At 68.4% G+C, this 18,797-nt stretch carries 16 protein-coding genes; 10 read left to right on the top strand and 6 right to left on the bottom strand.

Features of this window, described 5'->3' with window-relative positions:
* Positions 1-42 precede the first annotated feature (42 nt).
* The 3 genes from xylF to xylA form a co-directional block, all read right to left on the bottom strand.
* Positions 43-1,071: a D-xylose ABC transporter substrate-binding protein gene (gene xylF, locus ACSHSS_RS05615; protein WP_006397036.1), complete on the bottom strand. Its 1,029-nt coding sequence runs from the start codon at positions 1,069-1,071 to the stop codon at positions 43-45.
* A gap of 141 nt (positions 1,072-1,212) precedes the next feature.
* A complete protein-coding gene (gene xylB / locus ACSHSS_RS05610; protein ID WP_445544675.1) occupies positions 1,213-2,691 on the bottom strand; it encodes a xylulokinase in 1,479 nt (492 codons plus the stop codon).
* 4 nt (positions 2,692-2,695) lie between these two features.
* Positions 2,696-4,018: a xylose isomerase gene (xylA, locus tag ACSHSS_RS05605; protein WP_048804729.1), complete on the bottom strand. Its 1,323-nt coding sequence runs from the start codon at positions 4,016-4,018 to the stop codon at positions 2,696-2,698.
* Positions 4,019-4,287: 269 nt separating this feature from the next.
* On the opposite strand from xylA, the gene ACSHSS_RS05600 reads away from it, so the two are divergent.
* The 5 genes from ACSHSS_RS05600 to ACSHSS_RS05580 all read left to right on the top strand — a co-directional run bounded on the left by ACSHSS_RS05600 (position 4,288) and on the right by ACSHSS_RS05580 (position 9,464).
* Positions 4,288-5,481: a XylR family transcriptional regulator gene (locus ACSHSS_RS05600; protein ID WP_006397032.1), complete on the top strand. Its 1,194-nt coding sequence runs from the start codon at positions 4,288-4,290 to the stop codon at positions 5,479-5,481.
* A 26-nt stretch (positions 5,482-5,507) separates the two neighbouring features.
* Positions 5,508-6,596, top strand: a complete 1,089-nt coding sequence (locus ACSHSS_RS05595) for an aldose epimerase family protein (RefSeq protein ID WP_445544674.1) — start codon at positions 5,508-5,510, stop codon at positions 6,594-6,596.
* Between the two features lie 314 nt (positions 6,597-6,910).
* A complete protein-coding gene (locus tag ACSHSS_RS05590; protein ID WP_059842037.1) occupies positions 6,911-8,167 on the top strand; it encodes a porin in 1,257 nt (418 codons plus the stop codon).
* A 272-nt stretch (positions 8,168-8,439) separates the two neighbouring features.
* A complete protein-coding gene (gene pal / locus ACSHSS_RS05585; protein ID WP_006413128.1) occupies positions 8,440-8,931 on the top strand; it encodes a peptidoglycan-associated lipoprotein Pal in 492 nt (163 codons plus the stop codon).
* Between the two features lie 377 nt (positions 8,932-9,308).
* Positions 9,309-9,464 carry a hypothetical protein gene (locus tag ACSHSS_RS05580; RefSeq protein ID WP_217247262.1) on the top strand — a complete coding sequence of 52 codons (156 nt, stop codon included), beginning with the start codon at positions 9,309-9,311 and terminating at the stop codon, positions 9,462-9,464.
* 80 nt (positions 9,465-9,544) lie between these two features.
* Here ACSHSS_RS05580 and ACSHSS_RS05575 read toward each other — a convergent pair whose 3' ends face one another.
* Genes ACSHSS_RS05575 through ACSHSS_RS05565 form a run of 3 tightly spaced genes read right to left on the bottom strand, consistent with a single transcriptional unit; the run spans position 9,545 to position 14,342 of the window.
* Positions 9,545-10,801, bottom strand: a complete 1,257-nt coding sequence (locus tag ACSHSS_RS05575; protein ID WP_445544673.1) for a c-type cytochrome — start codon at positions 10,799-10,801, stop codon at positions 9,545-9,547.
* Entirely contained in the window at positions 10,798-11,466 is a 669-nt protein-coding gene (locus tag ACSHSS_RS05570) for a (2Fe-2S)-binding protein (protein WP_006397024.1), read from the bottom strand. The genes ACSHSS_RS05575 and ACSHSS_RS05570 overlap by 4 nt, the downstream gene beginning before the upstream one ends.
* Complete coding sequence (locus ACSHSS_RS05565) at positions 11,463-14,342, bottom strand: xanthine dehydrogenase family protein molybdopterin-binding subunit (protein ID WP_206381913.1); 2,880 nt, start codon at positions 14,340-14,342, stop codon at positions 11,463-11,465. The genes ACSHSS_RS05570 and ACSHSS_RS05565 overlap by 4 nt, the downstream gene beginning before the upstream one ends.
* Before the next feature lie 418 nt (positions 14,343-14,760).
* Between ACSHSS_RS05565 and ACSHSS_RS05560 the strand changes: the two genes are divergently transcribed.
* The 5 genes from ACSHSS_RS05560 (at position 14,761) to ACSHSS_RS05540 (ending at position 18,739) form a co-directional block, all read left to right on the top strand.
* The gene (locus ACSHSS_RS05560; RefSeq protein WP_181154136.1) at positions 14,761-16,305 is read left to right on the top strand and encodes a sensor domain-containing diguanylate cyclase; all 1,545 of its coding nucleotides are present in this window, start codon (positions 14,761-14,763) and stop codon (positions 16,303-16,305) included.
* Positions 16,306-16,510: 205 nt separating this feature from the next.
* Positions 16,511-16,783 carry a hypothetical protein gene (locus ACSHSS_RS05555; protein WP_006413125.1) on the top strand — a complete coding sequence of 91 codons (273 nt, stop codon included), beginning with the start codon at positions 16,511-16,513 and terminating at the stop codon, positions 16,781-16,783.
* Between the two features lie 102 nt (positions 16,784-16,885).
* Positions 16,886-17,920, top strand: coding sequence for a succinylglutamate desuccinylase/aspartoacylase family protein (locus ACSHSS_RS05550; protein ID WP_445544672.1), 1,035 nt, complete (start codon positions 16,886-16,888; stop codon positions 17,918-17,920).
* Positions 17,921-18,039: 119 nt separating this feature from the next.
* Entirely contained in the window at positions 18,040-18,336 is a 297-nt protein-coding gene (locus ACSHSS_RS05545; RefSeq protein ID WP_445544671.1) for a type II toxin-antitoxin system MqsR family toxin, read from the top strand.
* Between the two features lies 1 nt (position 18,337).
* Positions 18,338-18,739, top strand: coding sequence for a type II toxin-antitoxin system MqsA family antitoxin (locus tag ACSHSS_RS05540; protein ID WP_006397015.1), 402 nt, complete (start codon positions 18,338-18,340; stop codon positions 18,737-18,739).
* The last annotated feature ends 58 nt before the right edge of the window (positions 18,740-18,797 follow it).

Below are 18,797 nucleotides of genomic sequence, written 5' to 3'. Positions count from 1 at the left end.
GCCGGACCCGCCACCCGCGGCCGGCCGCGCGCGTCGCGCCGCTTACTGGCTCGCCAGCTGCGCCTGGGTGTAGAAGCCGTCCTTCACGACGACGTCGACGTTGCGCTTGGTCAGGAGCGTCGGCTGCAGCAGCACGGTGTCGACCTTCTTCTTGCCGTTGTCGTATTGCGCGTTGTACGCGGGCTTTGTGCCCTTCGCGAGATCGACCGCGAGCTTCGCCGCTTCGCCGGCGATCAGCTTCAGCGGCTTGTAGACGGTCATCGTCTGCGTGCCGGCGATCACGCGCTTGACGGCCGCGAGATCGGCGTCCTGCCCCGACACGGGCACCTTGCCGGCGAGATGCTGCGCGGCGAGCGCCTGGATCGCACCGCCCGCGGTGCCGTCGTTCGATGCGACGATCGCATCGATCTTGTTGTTGTTCGCGGTCAGCGCATCCTCGACGATCCGCAGCGCGGTCGAGGCGCTCCACTCCGGCACCCACTGCTGGCCGACGATCTTGATGTCGCCGCGGTCGATCGCGGGCTTCAGCACCTTCATCTGGCCGGCGCGCAGCATCTTTGCGTTGTTGTCGGTCGGGGCGCCGCCGAGCAGGAAGTAGTTGCCCTTCGGCTTCGCGTCGATCACGCCCTGCGCCTGCAGCTCGCCGACCTTCTCGTTGTCGAACGAGATGTATGCGTCGACGTCCGCATCGAGAATCAATCGGTCGTACGACACGACCTTGATGCCGGCCTTCTTCGCTTCGGCGACGACGTTGCCGAGCGTCTTCGAGTTGAACGGCACGATCACGATCACGTCGACGCCGCGCGAAATCAGGTTCTCGATCTGCGAAATCTGCCGCTCCTCGCTCGCGTCGGCGGACTGCACGGACACCTTCGCGCCGAGCTTCGTCGCGGCGGCGACGAAGTAGTCGCGATCGCGCGACCAGCGCTCGACGCGCAGATCGTCGATGCAGAAGCCGATCTCGGGCTTGTCCTTGCTCGCATGTGCGAGCGGCGCGCCAAGCGCGAGGACCGCCAGCGCTGCGGCGCCGGCGAGCGAACTCAATACGGTACGACGCGTCACGGATCTCATGTCTCCACTCCTCTTTATTGGACTACCTCGATACGCCGGGCGGGCGCCCGAATGCGCCGCCCGCTTCGAGCCATTGCAGGCCCCGCGCCATCGCGCGGCAGCCCCGCCGGCGGCCCGAGTTCCGGCGGTGCGAACGGCGCGTCACGCGCCGGCCGCGAATACGGGTTCGAGCGCGCGATACAACGCGCGAAACGTCGGCCGCCGCACGTCGCGATACCACGCATGGCGCGCGCGGTCCGGTTCGCGTACCGCCAGCACCGGCGGCTGCGGACACACGATGTCGAGCGGCACATCGGGTTCGACCGCGAGCCGCGCAAGCCGCGCGGCACCGAGCGCCGGGCCGACGTCGCCGCCCGCGCGCAGCGTCAGCGCGCGGCCGGTCAGATCGGCGAGCATCTGCGTCCAGTACGCGCTGCGCGAGCCGCCGCCGATCACCGTGATGCCGTCCGGCACGAGCCCCGCCGCATGCAGCGCGTCGATGCCGTCGAGCAGCGCGAAGCCGACGCCTTCGAGCGTCGCGTTCGCGAGATCGGCGCGCCGCGTATCGGCCGTCAGCCCGTAGAACACGCCCTTCGCATTGACGTCGTTGTGCGGCGTGCGCTCGCCGCTCAGGTAAGGCAGGAACCACGGGCGCGCATCGCGCGCGTTCGCCTCGGCATCCGCGAGCAGCGCCGCGACGCCGTCGTAGCCGGCGAGCTGCGCGGCAAAGTCGATGCAGCCGGCCGCGTTCAGCATCACCGACATCAGGTGCCACGTGTCGGGCAACGCATGACAGAAGCTGTGCACCGCCGATTCGGGATTCGCGCGAAAGCCGTCCGACACGGCGAAGTAGACGCCCGACGTGCCGAGCGACAGCAGCGCATCGCCGGGCCGCACGATGCCGACGCCGACCGCGCCGGCCGCGTTGTCGCCGCCGCCGGCGACGACCGGAATCTCGCGCAGCCCGAGCGTGCGCGCGACCTCGGGCAGCAGCGTGCCGGTGATCCGGTTGCCTTCGAACACGGCCGGCATCTGCGCTCGCGACAGTCCGCAGGCGGCGAGCAGCGTGTCGTCGTACGCGCGCTTCGCGACGTCGAGCCAGAGCGTGCCGGCCGCATCCGACGGATCGGTCGCGAATGCGCCGGTCAACCGGTAGCGCAGATAGTCCTTCGGCAGGAGCACATGCGCGATCCGCGCGAACACGTCGGGCTCGTGACGGCGCACCCACAGCAGCTTCGGCGCGGTAAAGCCCGGCATCGCGATGTTGCCGGCGACCGCACGCAGCGACGGCGCCGCGCGCTCGAGCTCCGCGCACTCCGCATCGGCGCGGCCGTCGTTCCAGAGAATCGCGGGACGCAGCACGTCGCCGCGCGCGTCGAGCAGCGTCGCGCCGTGCATCTGGCCCGTGAGCCCGAGCGCGGCGATGTCGCGCGCGTCGATGCCGGCCGCGCGTGCATCGGCGACGAGCGCCGCGAGCGCACCGCACGCGGCGTCCCACCACTCGTGCGGCGCCTGCTCCGACCAGCGCGGCTGCGGCCGGCTCACCGTCAGCGGCCGCGTCGCGCTCGCGCGCACCGTGCCGTCGCGGTCGAGCAGCACGGCCTTCACGCCCGACGTGCCGAGATCGAGTCCGATGTACATGGCGTCAGCGCAGCGCGTAAATCGCCTGGTTCACGATGTTCTCGAGCCGCTCCTGCGCGCCGCTCGCATGCTGCGGGTTCACGCCGCGCGCGAGCGCGTCGGCTGCGAGCGATTCGAGCGTATAGCCGCCCGACAGGATCTTGCGGCCGAACGTGTCGTCCCACTGCGCGTAGCGCTGCCGGCGCATCGCTTCGAGCCGGTCGTTCTCGACGAGCACGGCCGCGCGTTCGAGCGCGAGCGCGAGCACGTCGATCGCGCCGACATGTCCGTAGAACAAATCTTCCGGATCGACGCTCTGGCGCCGCACCTTCGCGTCGAAGTTCATGCCGCCGGTCGTGAATCCGCCGTGGCGCAGGATCTCGTAGAACGCGAGCGTGAGCTCCTCGACGCTGTTCGGAAACTGATCGGTGTCCCAGCCGTTCTGCGGATCGCCGCGGTTCGCGTCGACGCTGCCGAACACGCCGAGCGCGAACGCGTTCGCGATCTCGTGATGGAACGAATGACCGGCGAGCGTCGCATGGTTCGCCTCGATGTTCACGCGGATCTCGTCCTGCAGCCCGTATTGCGTGAGGAAGCCGTGCACGGTCGCGACGTCGTAGTCGTACTGGTGCTTGGTCGGCTCCTGCGGCTTCGGCTCGATCAGCAGCGCGCCGCGAAAGCCGATCCGGTGCTTGTGCTCGACGACCATCGACAGGAAGCGCGCGAATTGCTCGCGCTCGCGCTTCAGATCGGTATTGAGCAGCGTTTCGTACCCTTCCCGGCCGCCCCACAGCACGTAGTTCTCGCCGCCGAGCCGGTGCGTCGCGTCGAGCGCGTGGCGCACCTGCGTCGCGGCCCACGCGAAGACGTCCGGGTTCGGGTTGGTCGCGGCGCCCGCCGCGAAGCGCGGATGCGAGAACAGGTTCGCGGTGCCCCACAGCAGCCGCACGCCGCTCGCCTGCTGACGCTCGCCGAGATAGTCGACCATCCGTGCGAAGTTGTCGACGTACTCGCGCAGGCTGTCTCCTTCCGGCGCGACGTCGGTGTCGTGGAACGTGTAGAACGGCGTGCCGAGCTTCGTGAAGAACTCGAATGCGGCATCGGCCTTCTGCCGCGCGCGCTCGAGCGCGTCGCCCGGCTGCTGCCACGGCCGCCGGAATGCGCCCTGCCCGAAAATGTCGTGACCGGGCCACACGAACGTGTGCCAGTAGCAGACGGCGATCCGCAGATGCTCCTCGAGCGTCTTGCCGAGCACGCGCTTCGTGCGGTCGTAGTGGTGATAGGCCAGCGGGTTGTCCGACTGCGGCCCTTCGTAGCGAATCGCGGGAATGTGTTCGAAATACGACATGGCGTCTCCGTCCGGTGTCTTGTTGCAGCGCAGCGTGCGTCGCGTCGACGCGCGGCGCCGGGTTGCGGTCTGGCAGGATCGTGCCCGTGCGCCTGCCGGCCGGCAATTGCGAAATTGCGCAGCACGCTTAACGTTTCTTGCCAGCCGCACGCGCGGTACGCGGATTCCGTCCTACAATCGCCGGACATCGAACCGTCGCGCGCCGCCCGCCGGACGCGCGCCCCAGGAGACAACGGCACGGCGCTAGCGGCGCCGGCCCCGAGACCGAGATGAACCGCGCCCGTTCCGCCCCGACACCGCACCGCATTGCGCTGCTGTTCAACGCCAACAAGGTCTACGACCGCGAAATCATCAGCGGGATCGGCCAGTACCTGCACTCGACGCGCGTCGTGTGGGACCTGTTCCTCGAAGACGACTTCCGCTGCCGGCTCGCCGGCATCGAGCGCTTCGACGGCGACGGCATCATCGCGGATTTCGACGACCCGGCCGTCGCCGACGCGCTCGCGGGCTCGCCGCTGCCGATCGTCGCGGTGGGATCGTCTTACGAGGATCCATCCCACTATCCGGACGGCGTCCCCTACATCGCGACCGACAACCCGAAGCTCGTGTCGCTCGCCTATACGCATCTGATCGGCGCGGGGCTGCCGCATTTCGCGATGTACAGCCTGCCGGCCGCGCAGGAAAACCGCTGGGCGCAGCAGCGCGAACTCGCGTTCGACCGGCTCGCGCGCGCCGATGGCCTCGATGCGCCGATCTACCGCGGGCTGCCGACGACGGCGTCCGGCTGGAACCATGCGATCGAGCAACTGATCGGCTGGCTGAACGCCTTGCCGAAGCCGGTCGGCGTAATCGCGGTGACCGACGCGCGTGCGCGGCATCTGCTGCAGGCGTGCCTGATCGCCGGCATCGCGGTGCCCGAGCAGGTCGCGATCATCGGGATCGACAACGATCCGCTCACGCGCACGCTGACGCGCATTCCGCTGTCGTCGGTGATCCAGGGCACCGAGGAGATGGGCCGCACGGCCGCGCACCTGCTGCACCGGATGCTGCGCGGCGCACGCTTTCCGGGGCAGCGCATCCTCGTGCCGCCGGTCGGCATCAACGTGCTCGAATCGACGCGCCATCAGCCGGTCGCGAGTCCGCACGTGATGCGCGCGCGGCACTTCATCCGCCAGTACGCGTGCCAGGGCATCAAGACCGAGCAGGTCGCCGACTATGTCGGCGTGTCGCGCTCGCTGCTCGAAGAACACTTCCGGCGCGAACTGCAGCGCACCGTCCATCAGGAAATCCTGCGTCACAAGCTCGAGGCCGCGCAGGCGCTGCTCGCGAGCCGCAATGCATCGAGCGCCGAGGTCGCGATCCGCTGCGGATTCACGTCGCTGCAGTACATGTACGCGGTGTTCCGACGCGAACTCGGCTGCACGCCGCGCGAATACCAGGAACGCGCGGTGTCCGCGCACTGACGCTCATCGTCGACGACCGATTACTCATGACCTTCGATACCGATTCTTCCCGCACCGCGTCCGACGTCGCCCGCATTCCGTCCGAGCCGTGGGGTTCGCTGCCCGGCGGCGATCCGGTGCGGCGCTATACGCTGCGCAACGCGCACGGGATGCGCGTCGTCGTCAGCGACCTCGGCGCGACCGTGGTGTCGTGGCTCGCGCCCGACCGCACCGGCCGCTTCGCCGACATCGTGCTCGCGCACGACACGCCGGCCGACTATCTCGCGTCCGGCGCGTATCTCGGCGCGACGGTCGGCCGCTGGGCGAACCGGATCGCCGGCGCGCGCTTCACGCTCGACGGCATCGACTATCCGCTCGATCGCAACGAGAACGGCAATCTGCTGCACGGCGGCGCAAGCGGCTTTCATCGCGAACGCTGGGACGTGATCGACGATCGCGGCGGCCTCACGCTGCGGCTCGATTCGCCCGAAGGCGATGCGGGGTTTCCCGGCAACGTCAGCGTACAAGTGCGCTATACGCTCGACGACGACGGCACGCTGACGATCGACTACACGGGCACGAGCGACGCACCGACGCCGCTGAACCTGACGAATCACAGCTACTTCAATCTGAGCGGCCGCGCGGGCAGCGACGTGCGCGGCCACGTGCTGAGGATCGATGCGGACGCGTTTCTCGAAGTCGACGACGCGCTGATTCCGACCGGCCGCGCCGACGTGACGGGTACCGCGTTCGATTTCCGGCAAAGCGCGCCACTCGGTGCACGCCTCGATTGGCCGCACGCGCAGCTCGCGCGCGGCCGCGGCTTCGACCACTGCTACGTGCTGCGCGACGACGTGCACGGCGTGCGGCCCGTCGCGAGCATCTACGATCCGGAAAGCGGCCGCGAGCTGACCGTGTCGACCGATCAATGCGGGCTGCAGCTCTATACCGGCAACTATCTCGACGGCCTGCGCGTCAGCGGCGGCACGACCTGCGTGCGGCACGCGGCGCTGTGCGTCGAGGCCGGCTGCTTTCCGAATCAGATCAACATGGCAGAGCTCGCCGACGCGACGATCGTACGGCCCGGCGATACGTATCGGCAGGCGACGCGCTATCGCGTCGCCGTGCGCGCGTAATCGCCGCGCGCGGTACGGCCGCGCGATCCGTGTGCCGCCGCAGGCCGCGATCGCTCGCGCAGCGCGCTGCATCCGGCCATCGGGCTGAGGGCAGCGCGCCCTCCGACACCCTTCCCTCTGCGCGCGCCGATGTCGAACACGGCATCCAGCGCCGCATGCGCGCCGCACACGATTGTGCGAGATCGTGCAGAAGACCTTTCCTGTGCAGCCGCTTAATCGCGCGTCGGGCGATCTTCAATAATGCGCGCTCGATCCGTCGGTCTGCCGCCGACGCGCCTGCCGGCTTCGCGCCGGGCCAACGACAAGAACACACAATGCATTCCAATCAGACCACCTCGCGCACGCGCACGCGTGGCCGCGCGACCTCATCGACGCGTCGCGCGCGCCGCACCAACGGGATCGCCGGCGCGCTCGTCGCCGCCTGCACGGCCAGCATCGCACCGACCGCCGCACAGGCACAGAGCAGTGTCGCGCTGTACGGGCTGATCGATACGTCGATCACCTATGCGAACAACCAGCGCACGCATGGCGCGGGCTCGCCCGGCAGCGGCAACGTCGCGATGACGAGCGGCGCACTGAATGCGGCGCGCTGGGGGCTGCGCGGCCGCGAGGACCTCGGCGGCGGGCTCGCGGCCGTCTTCACGCTCGAGAACGGCTTCTCGGGCACGACCGGCGCGCTGTCGCAGAAAGGCGTCGACCTGTTCGGCCGGCAGGCATGGATCGGCGTGCGCTCGAACACGGCCGGCACACTGACGTTCGGCCGCCAGTACGATCTGATTCTCGACTTCGTGACGCCGCTCGGCGCGTCGGGGCCCGGCTGGGGCGGCAATCTCGCCGTCCATCCGTACGACAACGACGACTCGAATCGCAACATACGGATCAACCACGCGGTCAAGTACACGAGCCCGACCTATCGCGGGCTCACGTTCGGCGCGATGTACGGATTCTCGAATACGGCCGGCGCGTTTTCGAACAATGCCGCGTGGAGCGCGGGGCTGTCGTATGCGAACGGCCCGCTGAAGCTCGGCGCCGGCTATCTGAAGATCAGCCGCGACCGCCATGCGCCGAATCCGGACGGCGCGCTCAGCACGGTCGACGGCTCGGCGACGATCACGGGCGGCAACCAGCAGATCTGGGCGCTCGCCGCGCGCTATGCGTTCGGCCCGCACTCGGTCGGCGCCGCGTGGTCGCATTCGGCCACGGACGGCGTGACCGGTGTGCTGCAAGGCAGCGGCATCGCGCCGCTGAAAGGCGAATCGCTCGTATTCGACAACTTCTCGGTCGATGCGCGCTACTTCGCGACCGCCGCCTTCAGCGTATCGGCTGCTTACACCTACACGATGGGCCGCTTCGATACGCGCGCCGGCCAGACGCGCCCGAAGTGGAACCAGCTCGTCGCGCAGGCCGACTATGCGTTCTCGAAGCGCACCGACGTCTATCTCGAAGGCGTGTATCAGCGCGTGAGCGGCGGCAACGGCAATCCCGCGTTCAACGCGACCGTCTGGACGCTGACGCCGTCGGCGAACGGCAATCAAGTCGTCGTCGCGCTCGGGCTGCGGCACAAGTTCTGAGGCGCGCCGGGCCTCGTCATGCAACGTTCGTTCCCGAGCGCGTGCGGCAACGTACGATGCCTGCGTGCGCATCCTTTCTCGTCCATCTTCGCGACCACATGACGGAGAAACTGGTCACGCTGTGACATTTTTCCTAATCTGATTGCAGCAGCATCGCGATCTGGCACGCCGATCGTCACAGTCTTTCAGATCGCGTGTCGCCGGCTTGCGAAAGCATGTCGCGTGAGTGTCGCGCGCCCGCTGTCAACGCAGTCAACCGCAGGAGAAAAAGGATGAGCAAAACGAATCGGTTTGCGGTCATTGCAGCGCTCGCGCTGCTCGGCGGCTGTCATCACGCCGCGAAGACGCCCGAGAACACCGGGATGGCGCCGGCGCCGTCGAGCGAGGCCGTCACGACGGTGACGGCCGACGATCTCGACAATCCGAACAGCCCGCTCGCCAAGCGCAGCGTGTATTTCGACTTCGACAGCTATACGGTGAAGCCCGAGGACCAGTCGCTGCTGCAGGCCCATGCGAACTACCTGCGCAGTCACCCGTCGCGTCACGTGCTGATCCAGGGCAACACCGACGAGCGCGGCACGTCCGAATACAACCTCGCGCTCGGCCAGCGCCGCTCGCAGGCCGTGATGAGCGCGCTCGAAACGCTCGGCGTGCCGGCGTCGCAGCTCGAGGCCGTGAGTCTCGGCAAGGAAAAGCCGGTCGCGCTCGGTCACGACGAAGCCGCGTGGGCGCAAAATCGCCGCGCGGATCTCGTCTATCGTTGATCGCACCGAGTCTGCCGCCGCGTTCGCGCCGGCGTGGCGGCCCTTCCTGGCCGCCGCGCCGGGCACGACGCGACTACACACGTCGAATCGCCACGCGTCGCCTACGCCAACGGCGGATCGATCTCGACTTCCGATGCAGATATCGTCCTGCGCCGACCACGTTGCAAAGTCGCGCAACGGTCGCGAGCGCGCGCGTGCGTCGACCGCTGCGGTCGCGAGGACGCACCGCGCGATGCATGACGCCGTGCGCCTGCCGCAGCGCGATATGCAAAAACAATGGAATAACGGCCGGCGCCAAGTCGTTCTGTGATCGCGCAGACGCCCGGTTCGCGCGAACCGGCGTCGGCCGGGGGACTGCGCACCGAAAGGAGATCGACATGAAATCGGCAACGTTGGCCGCGGCGCTGATCGCGGCGCTCGCGCTCGTGCTGTCGGCGGGTTGTACGTCGTCGGGCGGCGGCCCCGCGCAGGGGCCCGGCATGAGCCGCTACGGCGGCTCCGGAGGCAACGGCGGTGGCGGCGGCGGTTACTGACGCGTCGCCGTCGAGATGTCGGGCACGCAGCGCGCGGCGGCCGGCAACCGGCCTGCCCGCACGCGGCGCCGCCGCTCGGTTCAGCGCATCGCCTTGACGTCGGCCGGCGTGACGCTGGCCGGCTGGCCGCCCCATGTCGCGCGCAGATAGTTCGCGAGCTGTGCGACTTCCTCGTCGCCGAGCGTGCCGGCAAAGCCCGGCATCGCCTGCATGTTCTCGACGCCGGCGAACTTCTGTTCGTCGATGCCGTCGAGCACCGCGACGAGCAGGTTGCGCGGATCGTGCTGACGCACGGTCGAGTTGCCGGCCATCGGCACCGCGACGTGCGGCTTGCCTTCGCCGCTCAGCCCGTGACAGCCCGCGCACACGGCGACATAGACGGAACGGCCGGCCGCGAGCTGCGCCGCATCGGCCGATACCGGCTTCACCGGCTGCGGCGCGGGCGGCGTGTCGCCGAGCAGATAGACCGACAGCGCGCGCAGGTCGTCCTTCGTCAGGTATTGCGTGCTCAGGTGCACGACCGGATACATCTCGCCGAACGCGGAGCCTTGCGGCGCGATCCCGACGCCGAAGAAGGTCTGCAGGTCGGCAACGGTCCAGCCGCGCGCGGCGAGGCCGGCCGGTGTGATGTCCGGCGCGGCGACGCGGCCGAGCGCAGCGCCCGCGAACGGCTTCGCGCCGTCGAGCTGGCCCGTGAACGCGCGCGGCGTGTGGCACTCCGCGCAGTGGCCGAGCGCGCCGGCCAGATAGCGGCCGCGCTGCCAGTCGGCGGACTGGCCCGTCGATGCGTCCGGCAGGCTGTCCTTCAGGAACGCAAGGTCCCACAGCGCCATCCCGAACCGCAGGTTGTACGGGAACTTCAGCGCGTGCTCGCGGTTGGCCTGCGCGACCGGCTTGATCGTCATCAGGTACGCGTACATCGCGTCGGTGTCCGCGCGCGTGAGCTGCCGGTACGACGTGTACGGCATCGACGGATAGAGCCGCTTGCCGGGCGCCTTGCCGTCGTGCAGCGCCGCATAGAAGTCGTCCGCGCTCCAGCGGCCGATGCCGTGATCCTTGTCCGGCGTGATGTTCGATCCGTAGAAGGTGCCGTACGGCGAATCGAGCTTCGCGCCGCCCGCGAACGGCGCGCCGTCCTTCGCGGTATGACATGCGGCGCAGTCGGCCGCCTTCACCAGATAGCGGCCACGTGCGATCTGGTCCGCGCCCGGGGCGCCTGAGCCGGCCGTCGATGCGGGTGCGTCGCCGCCGCACGCGGCGAGCGTCAGTGCGCATGCCGCGGCGAGCGCGGGCAAGCCGGCGAAGCGCGCGACACGATGAGCGAGTGTGCGTTTCATGCGGCGTCCTTCACGAGTCCCGGCGTCGTCATCACGACGTCCTTCACGGCTTCGTAGTAGCGGACGTAGCCCGTGCAGCGGCACAGATGCGCGTTCAGCGCCTCGGTGATCGTGCGCTCGACGTCGGCCTTCGCGACCGGCTCGCGCTTCAGCCGCTCGATCAGCACCGTCGCCGCGTTCACGAAGCCGGGCGTGCAGTAGCCGCACTGGAAGCTGAAGTGCTCGAGGAACTTCTGCTGGATCGGCGACAGCTCGACCACTTCGCCGGCTTCGTTGCGCTTCGCATGGCCTTCGACCGTGCGGATCGCGCGCCCGTGGAAGAAATGCGCGCCGGTGATGCAGGTGCGCACTTCCTCGCTCGTGCCGTCCGGCTTGTCGAGAATCACCACGCACGCGTGGCAGATCCCCTGCCCGCAGCCGAGCCGCGAGCCCGTAAGCCCCGCATACTCGTGCAGGAACTCGATCATCATCAGCCCTTCCGGCACCTGCATCGGGCCGACGGCCTTGCCGTTGATGTTGACCGACAGCGGCTTCTGCTGGAAGCGGACCAGCGGACGCTCGACGGCGGCCGCGGCGGGTGCGGCCGAAGCCGCGTTCGGCGCGGATGCGCCGGTCGCTGCCGCGGCGGCGCTCGCGCCCGACGCGGCGGTTTGGGCGGTCGTCATGCGAGCACCTCCTGAATCTTTTGCGGGGTCACCGGCAGATCGGTGAAACGATGGCCGATCGCGTGAGCGATGCCGTTCACGATCGCGCCGACGACGGGAATCATCACGACTTCGGCGACGCCCTTCGGCGGATCGGTCTCCGACAGCGGCGGCAGCACGTCGCCCGTCTGCGTCCACACGGCGACGTCGGTCGCGCGCGGCAGCTGATAGCGGTTGAAGTTCCACGTGCCGTTGCCGGGGCCGTCCTCGTAGAGCGGCAGGTATTCGTGCAGCGCGTGGCCGATGCCCATCGCGAGGCCGCCCTGCAACTGGCCCGACACGAGCTGCGGCGAAATCTGGTTGCCGCATTCCATGATCGAGTGATGCGTGAGCAACTCGACCTTGCCGGTCGCTTCGTGCACGGCCAGCTCGACGAGCGTGCCGACCGCCGTGTAGTACGTGACGGCCGCGTTGTTGCGGCTCATCGGCGGGATGAACACGCGCTTGCGGTCGAGCACGCGATAGCCGTTCGCCGTCGGCGGCAGCGTGCCGCGCACCGCGGTCGCGCCCGCCGGCACGGCGGTGCCCGGCACCGGTCCGTGCTCGTCGCCCGTCTTCGGCGCACCGATGCGCAGCGACAGCCCGTCGATCGGCAAACGCTCGACCGTGCCGCCGATTTCGAACTCGGCGTCGGTCCATTGCCAGCGGTTGAACACGTGCACGACGGCGCCCGTCGGCAGGCCGAGCGCATGCGCCTGCTTCGCGAGCTGTTCGAAGCTGAGCGGCTCGAGCCCGTCGGCAGTCAGCTTGCCGTCGACCCAGCGCGCGTCTTCGATGCGGACCGTGTACGGCGCGGCCTGACCGCCGCCGAGGCCGCGCGACCAGATCGACATCGCGGCCGGCCACAGGCCGTAGCGGAATACGGCGCGCGCAGCTTCGCGCGTGCTGTGCGTGAAGTAGAACGCCGAGTTCGTCGCGCTCGACGGCGATGCATAGCTCGGCGACCAGCGCGGATTCGCGCTCAGGCGATCCTGGTCGGCCTGCGACATCGTGTACGGATCGCCGCTCGTCTCGACCGGCAGATCGGGCCATTCCGTCACGGCGACGCGCACGTCGGTCGCCGGGCGGCCGAGCCATTTCGCGACCGCGACCGCCTGCGACGTCGACATCCCGGTGCCGATCTCGGCGGCCGTGTGATGCAGCGTGACCTTGCCGTTTTCGTCGAATTCGACCTTCGCGAACGATGCTTCGGCGCCGGTGCCGAAGTCCTTCTGCACGCAGGCGAAGCCGACGCCGTAGCGCTTGCCGGGATTCGCGGCCTCGAATTCGGCCTTGCGCGCCACGCGGCGCGTCCACAGCGGGTGCTGCTTCGCGCGCTCGAGCACTTCGTCGACGCGCAATGCGCCGGCCGGAATCGCGCCCTGCGTGTTCTTCATTCCGGAGCGCAGCGCGTTGCGCAGACGGAAGTCGATCGGATCGATGTTCAGCTGCGCGGCGATCTCGTCGATTGCCATTTCGGTCGCGGCCATGCTCTGCAGCGTGCCGTAGCCGCGCGCGGAACCGGCGTCGATCGCGCGCGACGCGATCGCGACCGCGGCGAGATCGCTCTTCGGGAAGTAGTAGATCGACTGCGCGGCCGTCGCGCCGACCATCGCGACCGAAGGCGAGAAGTTCGAGCGTCCGCCGCCGTTCGCCTCGAAGTCGCCCTTGAACGACTGCAGCAGGCCGGTATTGCGGTCGACCGCGATCCGGTAATGCATGCGGAATGCGTGACGCTTGAGCGAGGTCTGGAACTGCTCGTAGCGGTCGTTCGCGAACCGCACCGGACGGCCGTCCGCATACAGCGCGCACACGAGCCCGTAGAACGGCACGTTGCAGTGGTCCTTCGATCCGTATCCGACCGTGTAGCACGGATGCACGAACAGCTTCTTCACCGGGAAGCGGCATTTCGCGACCATCGCGGCCGCGTTCTCCGCGACTTCGAGCGGCGACTGGCTTGCGACGACCAGATGCAGCGACTGCGTCGCGGCGTCGTACCAGCAGTTCGCGTTGTCCGGCTCGAGCGCGGCGGTATCGACCGACTGCGTGCTGTACTCGCGATCGAACACGAGCCAGTCCGCGGACGGATGCTCGAGCTCCGCCGCGATCTGCCCGGCATGGAACATCCCCTGCTCGTCGAGCTTGCCGTGTTCCTTGCCGTCGGGCCAGACCGGTTGATGCTTGCGCATCTGGCTCGGGAAGATCGGCGCGTCCTTCAGGCTCGAATAGACATCGTCGTCGTACGCGGTCTTGCCGCCCACGCGCACGTAGCGGAACGTGCCCCACGGATCGCGCTCGAGCGGGCCCGTGACGGCGCCGTAGCGGATCACGTCGTCGCGGAACTTCAGCGCGTTCTTCGCGAAGCGGAAGCGCGCGAAGTCGTGATAGATCAGGATCGCGACCGCATGGCCGAGATACGCGGGCGTCTTGCCGGCGGGCAGCAGCATGTCCTCGCCGTAGAACGCCGGGAACGCGACGCCGTCGCGCGCGAGATCATCGGCCGTGACGACGCGATCCGGCTTCAGTTCGTCGCCGAGCAGCGACAGGTCGAATCCTTCGTAGATGCGGTCCGCCTGCGTGACGCGCAGGATCAGCGCATGCGACTGCTGCTGCGGCCAGTGCGGCATGTCGGCGGCACGCACGTCGCGGGCGAACACTTTCGAGCCCGTGACCTTCGCCATGCCGTCGATGCGGAATCGGGGGATGCCGGTGACGCTATCCCATTTGACCGGAGTGAGGAGTTTTTCTTCGAAGAGCGCCGCGAATGCGCGGCTGCCCAGCGGCGCGACATACACTGCAACGCCGGCCAGCACGCTGGCTTTCAGAAAACCCCGCCGTGACAGGCCGTGGTTTTTCATTGGGGGGAACCTCCTGATGCGGCTCGTACGGCGATCGGATGTCGCGGCGTTCGGAGCGGCGCGCATTCTGGCATTTTTTACGATATATCGCCTATAGTATTTTTCACATGCAATAGTTATTGGATTTCTTATAACGAGATTCCGCCGCGGCGCAGCGTGCGGTCGCGGCATCGATCGCAAGCGTGCGCGGACGTGTCGGCCGTGCGTCGCATATCGTCCCGTGGACAACGATCGTGCCGCTGTGCGCGCGGCGCCGCAAGCGTCTTTTGTTCGCGTGCGGCAGCGGTTCGAACGGCCAAGCGCCGGTGCGCCGCGCGGCGCGCGTTCATGGTAATGTCGTGCGCATTCCGGCTTGCCGGCACCCGGCCCCGTGCACGGACCTGCCAGCCATCGCGATATCGTGTCGAGGTCGACAACCATGGCAGTCAGGGCACGTCTCCTGCACTCCGTTCTCGCCACTCCCCCGTCCGGCAACCACTGCGTGACGGACGCGCTGCGTCCGTCGATGCTCGTCACGCTGTTCGAGGACGTGCGGCCGATGGCGCTGTCCGGCCTCGCAAGCGGCTTCGTCGCAGCTGTCGCGCTGCTTCGTCTGCATGAACTCTGGTGTGCGATCTGGCTCGTCGTCGACGTCGCGCTGCTCGCTGCCCGGCTCGCGATCGCGCGCGCCTATGTGATCGAGCGCAACGCCGGCCGCGATCGCGCCGAATACTGGGCGATGCACTACGCGCCCGTCTCGCTGCTCGCCTGCTTCGTGCTCGGCCTCGGCGCGATGGGCTGCGTCGATGCGGCCGACGTCGAGCTCGGCACGCTCGCGGTGATGATCGCGGGCGGCGTGTTCGGCGGCATCGCGTCGCGCAATTCGGCGCTGCCGCGCCTCGCGATGACGCAGGTCACGCTCGGCGTGCTGCCGATCGGCGTCGGCGCGCTGCTCGCCGAGCGGCCGGGCGCGTGGCTGCTGGTGCCGCCGCTCGCGATCTATCTGGCCGCGATGCGCACCGTCGTGCAACGCCACTACCGCGTACTCGTCGCGCTGATCGCCGCCCGCCAGCGCAATGCGGAACTCGTCGCGCGCTTCGACGCCGCGCTCACCTACATGCCGCACGGCCTCTGCATGATCGACGGCGACAGCCGCGTGATCGTCGCGAACCGGCGCACGGCGCAGCTGTTCGGTTCGCCGCGCGAGATCATGCTCGATACGCCGCTGCCGGACGTCGTCGCCGCGCTCGGCACCGACGCCGCGCAGCCGGACGCGGCCGTCCTCGCCGCCCGCTGCGCGGACTGGCTCGCACACGACGCGGCGCCGTTCGACATCACGCTCGCGAGCGGCCGGCAGCTCGAACTGACGCGCCATCGTGTGCCGGACGGCAACGCGGTGATCATCGTCGAGGACGTGACCGCGCGGCGTCTGACCGAACAGCACATCCGCCACCTCGCACGGCACGATGCGCTGACGGGGCTGCCGAACCGGCACGAGTTGCATGCGGAGCTCGAACGGATGCTGTCGCGGCCGCCGCGCCGGCCCGACACGGCGGTCGCGGTGATGTATCTCGATCTCGACGGCTTCAAGGCGATCAACGATCGCTTCGGTCATCAGGCCGGCGACGAGCTGCTTACGCAGGTCGCCGAACGGCTCGGCCGCACCTTGCGCGACGGCGCGCTCGCGGCGCGCATCGGCGGCGACGAGTTCGTCGTGGCCGTCGACGATACGACGATGGACGCGTGCTCGCGCGTCGCCGCGCAGCTCATCGCGCAGATCTCGGCGCCCTACACGCTGTCGATCGGCGAGACGGTGCGCTTCGGCATCAGCATCGGCATCGCACTCGACGACGGGCACGGCACGCCCGACGAACTGATCCGTCAGGCCGACAGCGCGCTCTACGACGCGAAGTCGGCCGGCAAGGGCCGCTATCGGTTCTATTCGAGCGGCAGCCGGCCCGTCGCGCCGGCCGCCGCAAACTGACCGCCCGCGCGCGACTGTTTCAGTTTCGAAACGCTTTGCGCGTGTGCGGCGCGTGCCGATGTCACGTGACGTGTTCCGTAACATCGCCCGCGATACGCCGCGACGTTACGTGCAGAAGGCTGCACGATCGACGCAGTGCGCCGCATTTCCTCTCTGGCACCGTTATTGCTTCATCACGGGAAACAGACTGCCGGAGAGTGCTGCCATGAATACCGTCGAAGTGATGAGCCGCCGCGAAACGATCGATGAACTCGACGTGATCGACGGCGCATCGCTGATCCGCCGCCTCGTGTCCGGACGCCGCACGCCCGCTCGGGAAGCCGCGTGCGTCGACAATCCGCCGCTGACGCTGTACGGCGCATATCGGCAAGGCGTCGCCGACTACGCGGCCGGCCGCGCGAATCCGTATCGTGCGGGCAGCCGGTTCTGGGCGCTGTGGGAAGAAGGTCGTATCGAAGCTGAAACGTCGGGGCGGTAGCGCACGCAAGTCCGCACGCGCGCGCGACACGCGGCTCGCGCGCGTCGCGCCGCCGTCGTTTCCCGATAAGATGGCAGATCCCGTCCATCGCACGACGTTGCCATGACCGCCTCCTCCCCGTTCCGCAATCCCATCCACTGCGAAATCGATCTCGACGCGCCCGGCAAGCAGGCCGGCTATCTGCGTCTTCCGCATTCCGTGCATCGCTCGGCATACGGCTGGCTGCCGATTCCGATCGCGTCGATCCGCAACGGCGACGGCCCGGTCGCACTCGTGATGGCCGGCAATCACGGCGACGAATACGAAGGCCAGATCATCGTGTCGCAGCTGATGCGCGAGATCGAGCCCGACATGATCAGCGGGCAGTTGATCCTGCTGCCGATGGCGAACTTTCCGGCGGCCGATGCGGGACTACGCGTGTCGCCGCTCGACAACGGCAACCTGAACCGCAGCTTTCCGGGCGATCCGGCCGGCACGCCGACGCAGATGATCGCGCATTACATCGAGCACGCGCTGCTGTCGCGCGCGCAATACCTTGTCGACCTGCATTCGGGCGGCAGCTCGCTGCTGTATAGCGGCGGCAACATGCTCGCGATCGATCCGCTCGACGCGGACGAGGCCGCGAAGCTCCATGGGTTGCTCGTTGCGTTCGGGCTGCCGAACGCGCTGCTGCATGGGCCGAACCCCGTGCATTCCGCATCGGCCGCGCGCCGGCAAGGCGCGATCTCGATCGTCACCGAACTCGGCGGCGCCGGCATGGCCGATCCGTCGCTGATCCGGCTCGGGCGTCACGGGCTGCTGCACTATCTCGGCTATATCGGCCTGCTGCACGGCAAGCTCCTGCCCGATGCGCCGCCGACCGTCACGCGCTTTTTGCGGGTCGACGGCGACCGGCATTTCGTCTACGCCTACGAACGCGGGCTCTACGAACCGCTCGTCGAACTCGGCGACCGCGTGACGGCCGGGCAGCCGGCCGCGTGGGTCCACTTCCCCGATACGCCGCTGCGCGAGCCCGTGCTGCACCGGTTCAAGGGCGACGGCGAAGTCGTCTGCAAGCGCGTGCCCGCGCAAGTGCAGCGCGGCGACTGCCTGTTTCAGCTCGCGGAACCTACCGACCCGCCGAGCATCGGCCGATAGGGCCGGTTCCGGACCTCTCCTTTTCCCGTGCTGTCTGCCCTGTATGGCGGACGGCACGCGTGCGCCATTAACCAACTTGACAAATTAACCTACTTGGTTAAACTCGCGCATGGACACGCATGGAAAAGAGAACGCCGCATTGCAAGCTGCCGCGCGTCGAGGCGCTGATCGAAGCCGGCAAGGTCCGCCTGACCGCAAGCGCCGTCATCGGCGCCCGCCAGATGGGCTTTACCGAAGCGGAAACGATCGACGTGGTGAGGGCGCTGACACCGTTCGAATTCCACAAGAGCATGACGACCTACGCCGACCACACGATCTGGCAGGACGTCTACCGGCCTTGCACGATGCGCGGCGACGTCTATCTGAAACCGACCGTCGTCGACGATGTGCTGATCGTGTCTTTCAAGGAGCGATGAAATGAAGTGTCCTGCATGCGGTGCTGCCGCGCTGGTCCGCGACACGCGCGACATCCCGTACACCTACAAGGGCGAATCGACCGTGATCCCGCACGTCACGGGCGAGTTTTGCCCCGCGTGCGGCGAGTCGGTGCTCGACGTCGACGAGGCGACCCGTTTCGGCGAAGCAGTGTCGGCGTTCAACCGGCAAGTGAACGCGACACTCGTCGATCCGAAGTTCATTGCGACGGTGCGCAAGAAGCTGAAGCTCGATCAGCGCGAGGCGGCCGAGATTTTCGGCGGCGGCGTCAACGCGTTTTCCCGCTACGAGACCGGCAAGACCAATCCGCCGCTGGCGCTCGTGAAGCTGCTGAAGCTTCTCGACCGTCATCCCGATCTGCTCGACGAAGTGCGTGCAGCATAAACGGCCTGCGCGCGTGCATCGATGATCCGCCGCGCACGCGCAGGCAGACGCGCACCGC

It is taken from the genome of Burkholderia sp. BC1, assembly GCF_052683555.1.
The sequence above is the reverse complement of the archived record's forward strand: the minus strand, read 5'-3'. Positions and strand labels throughout refer to the sequence as shown.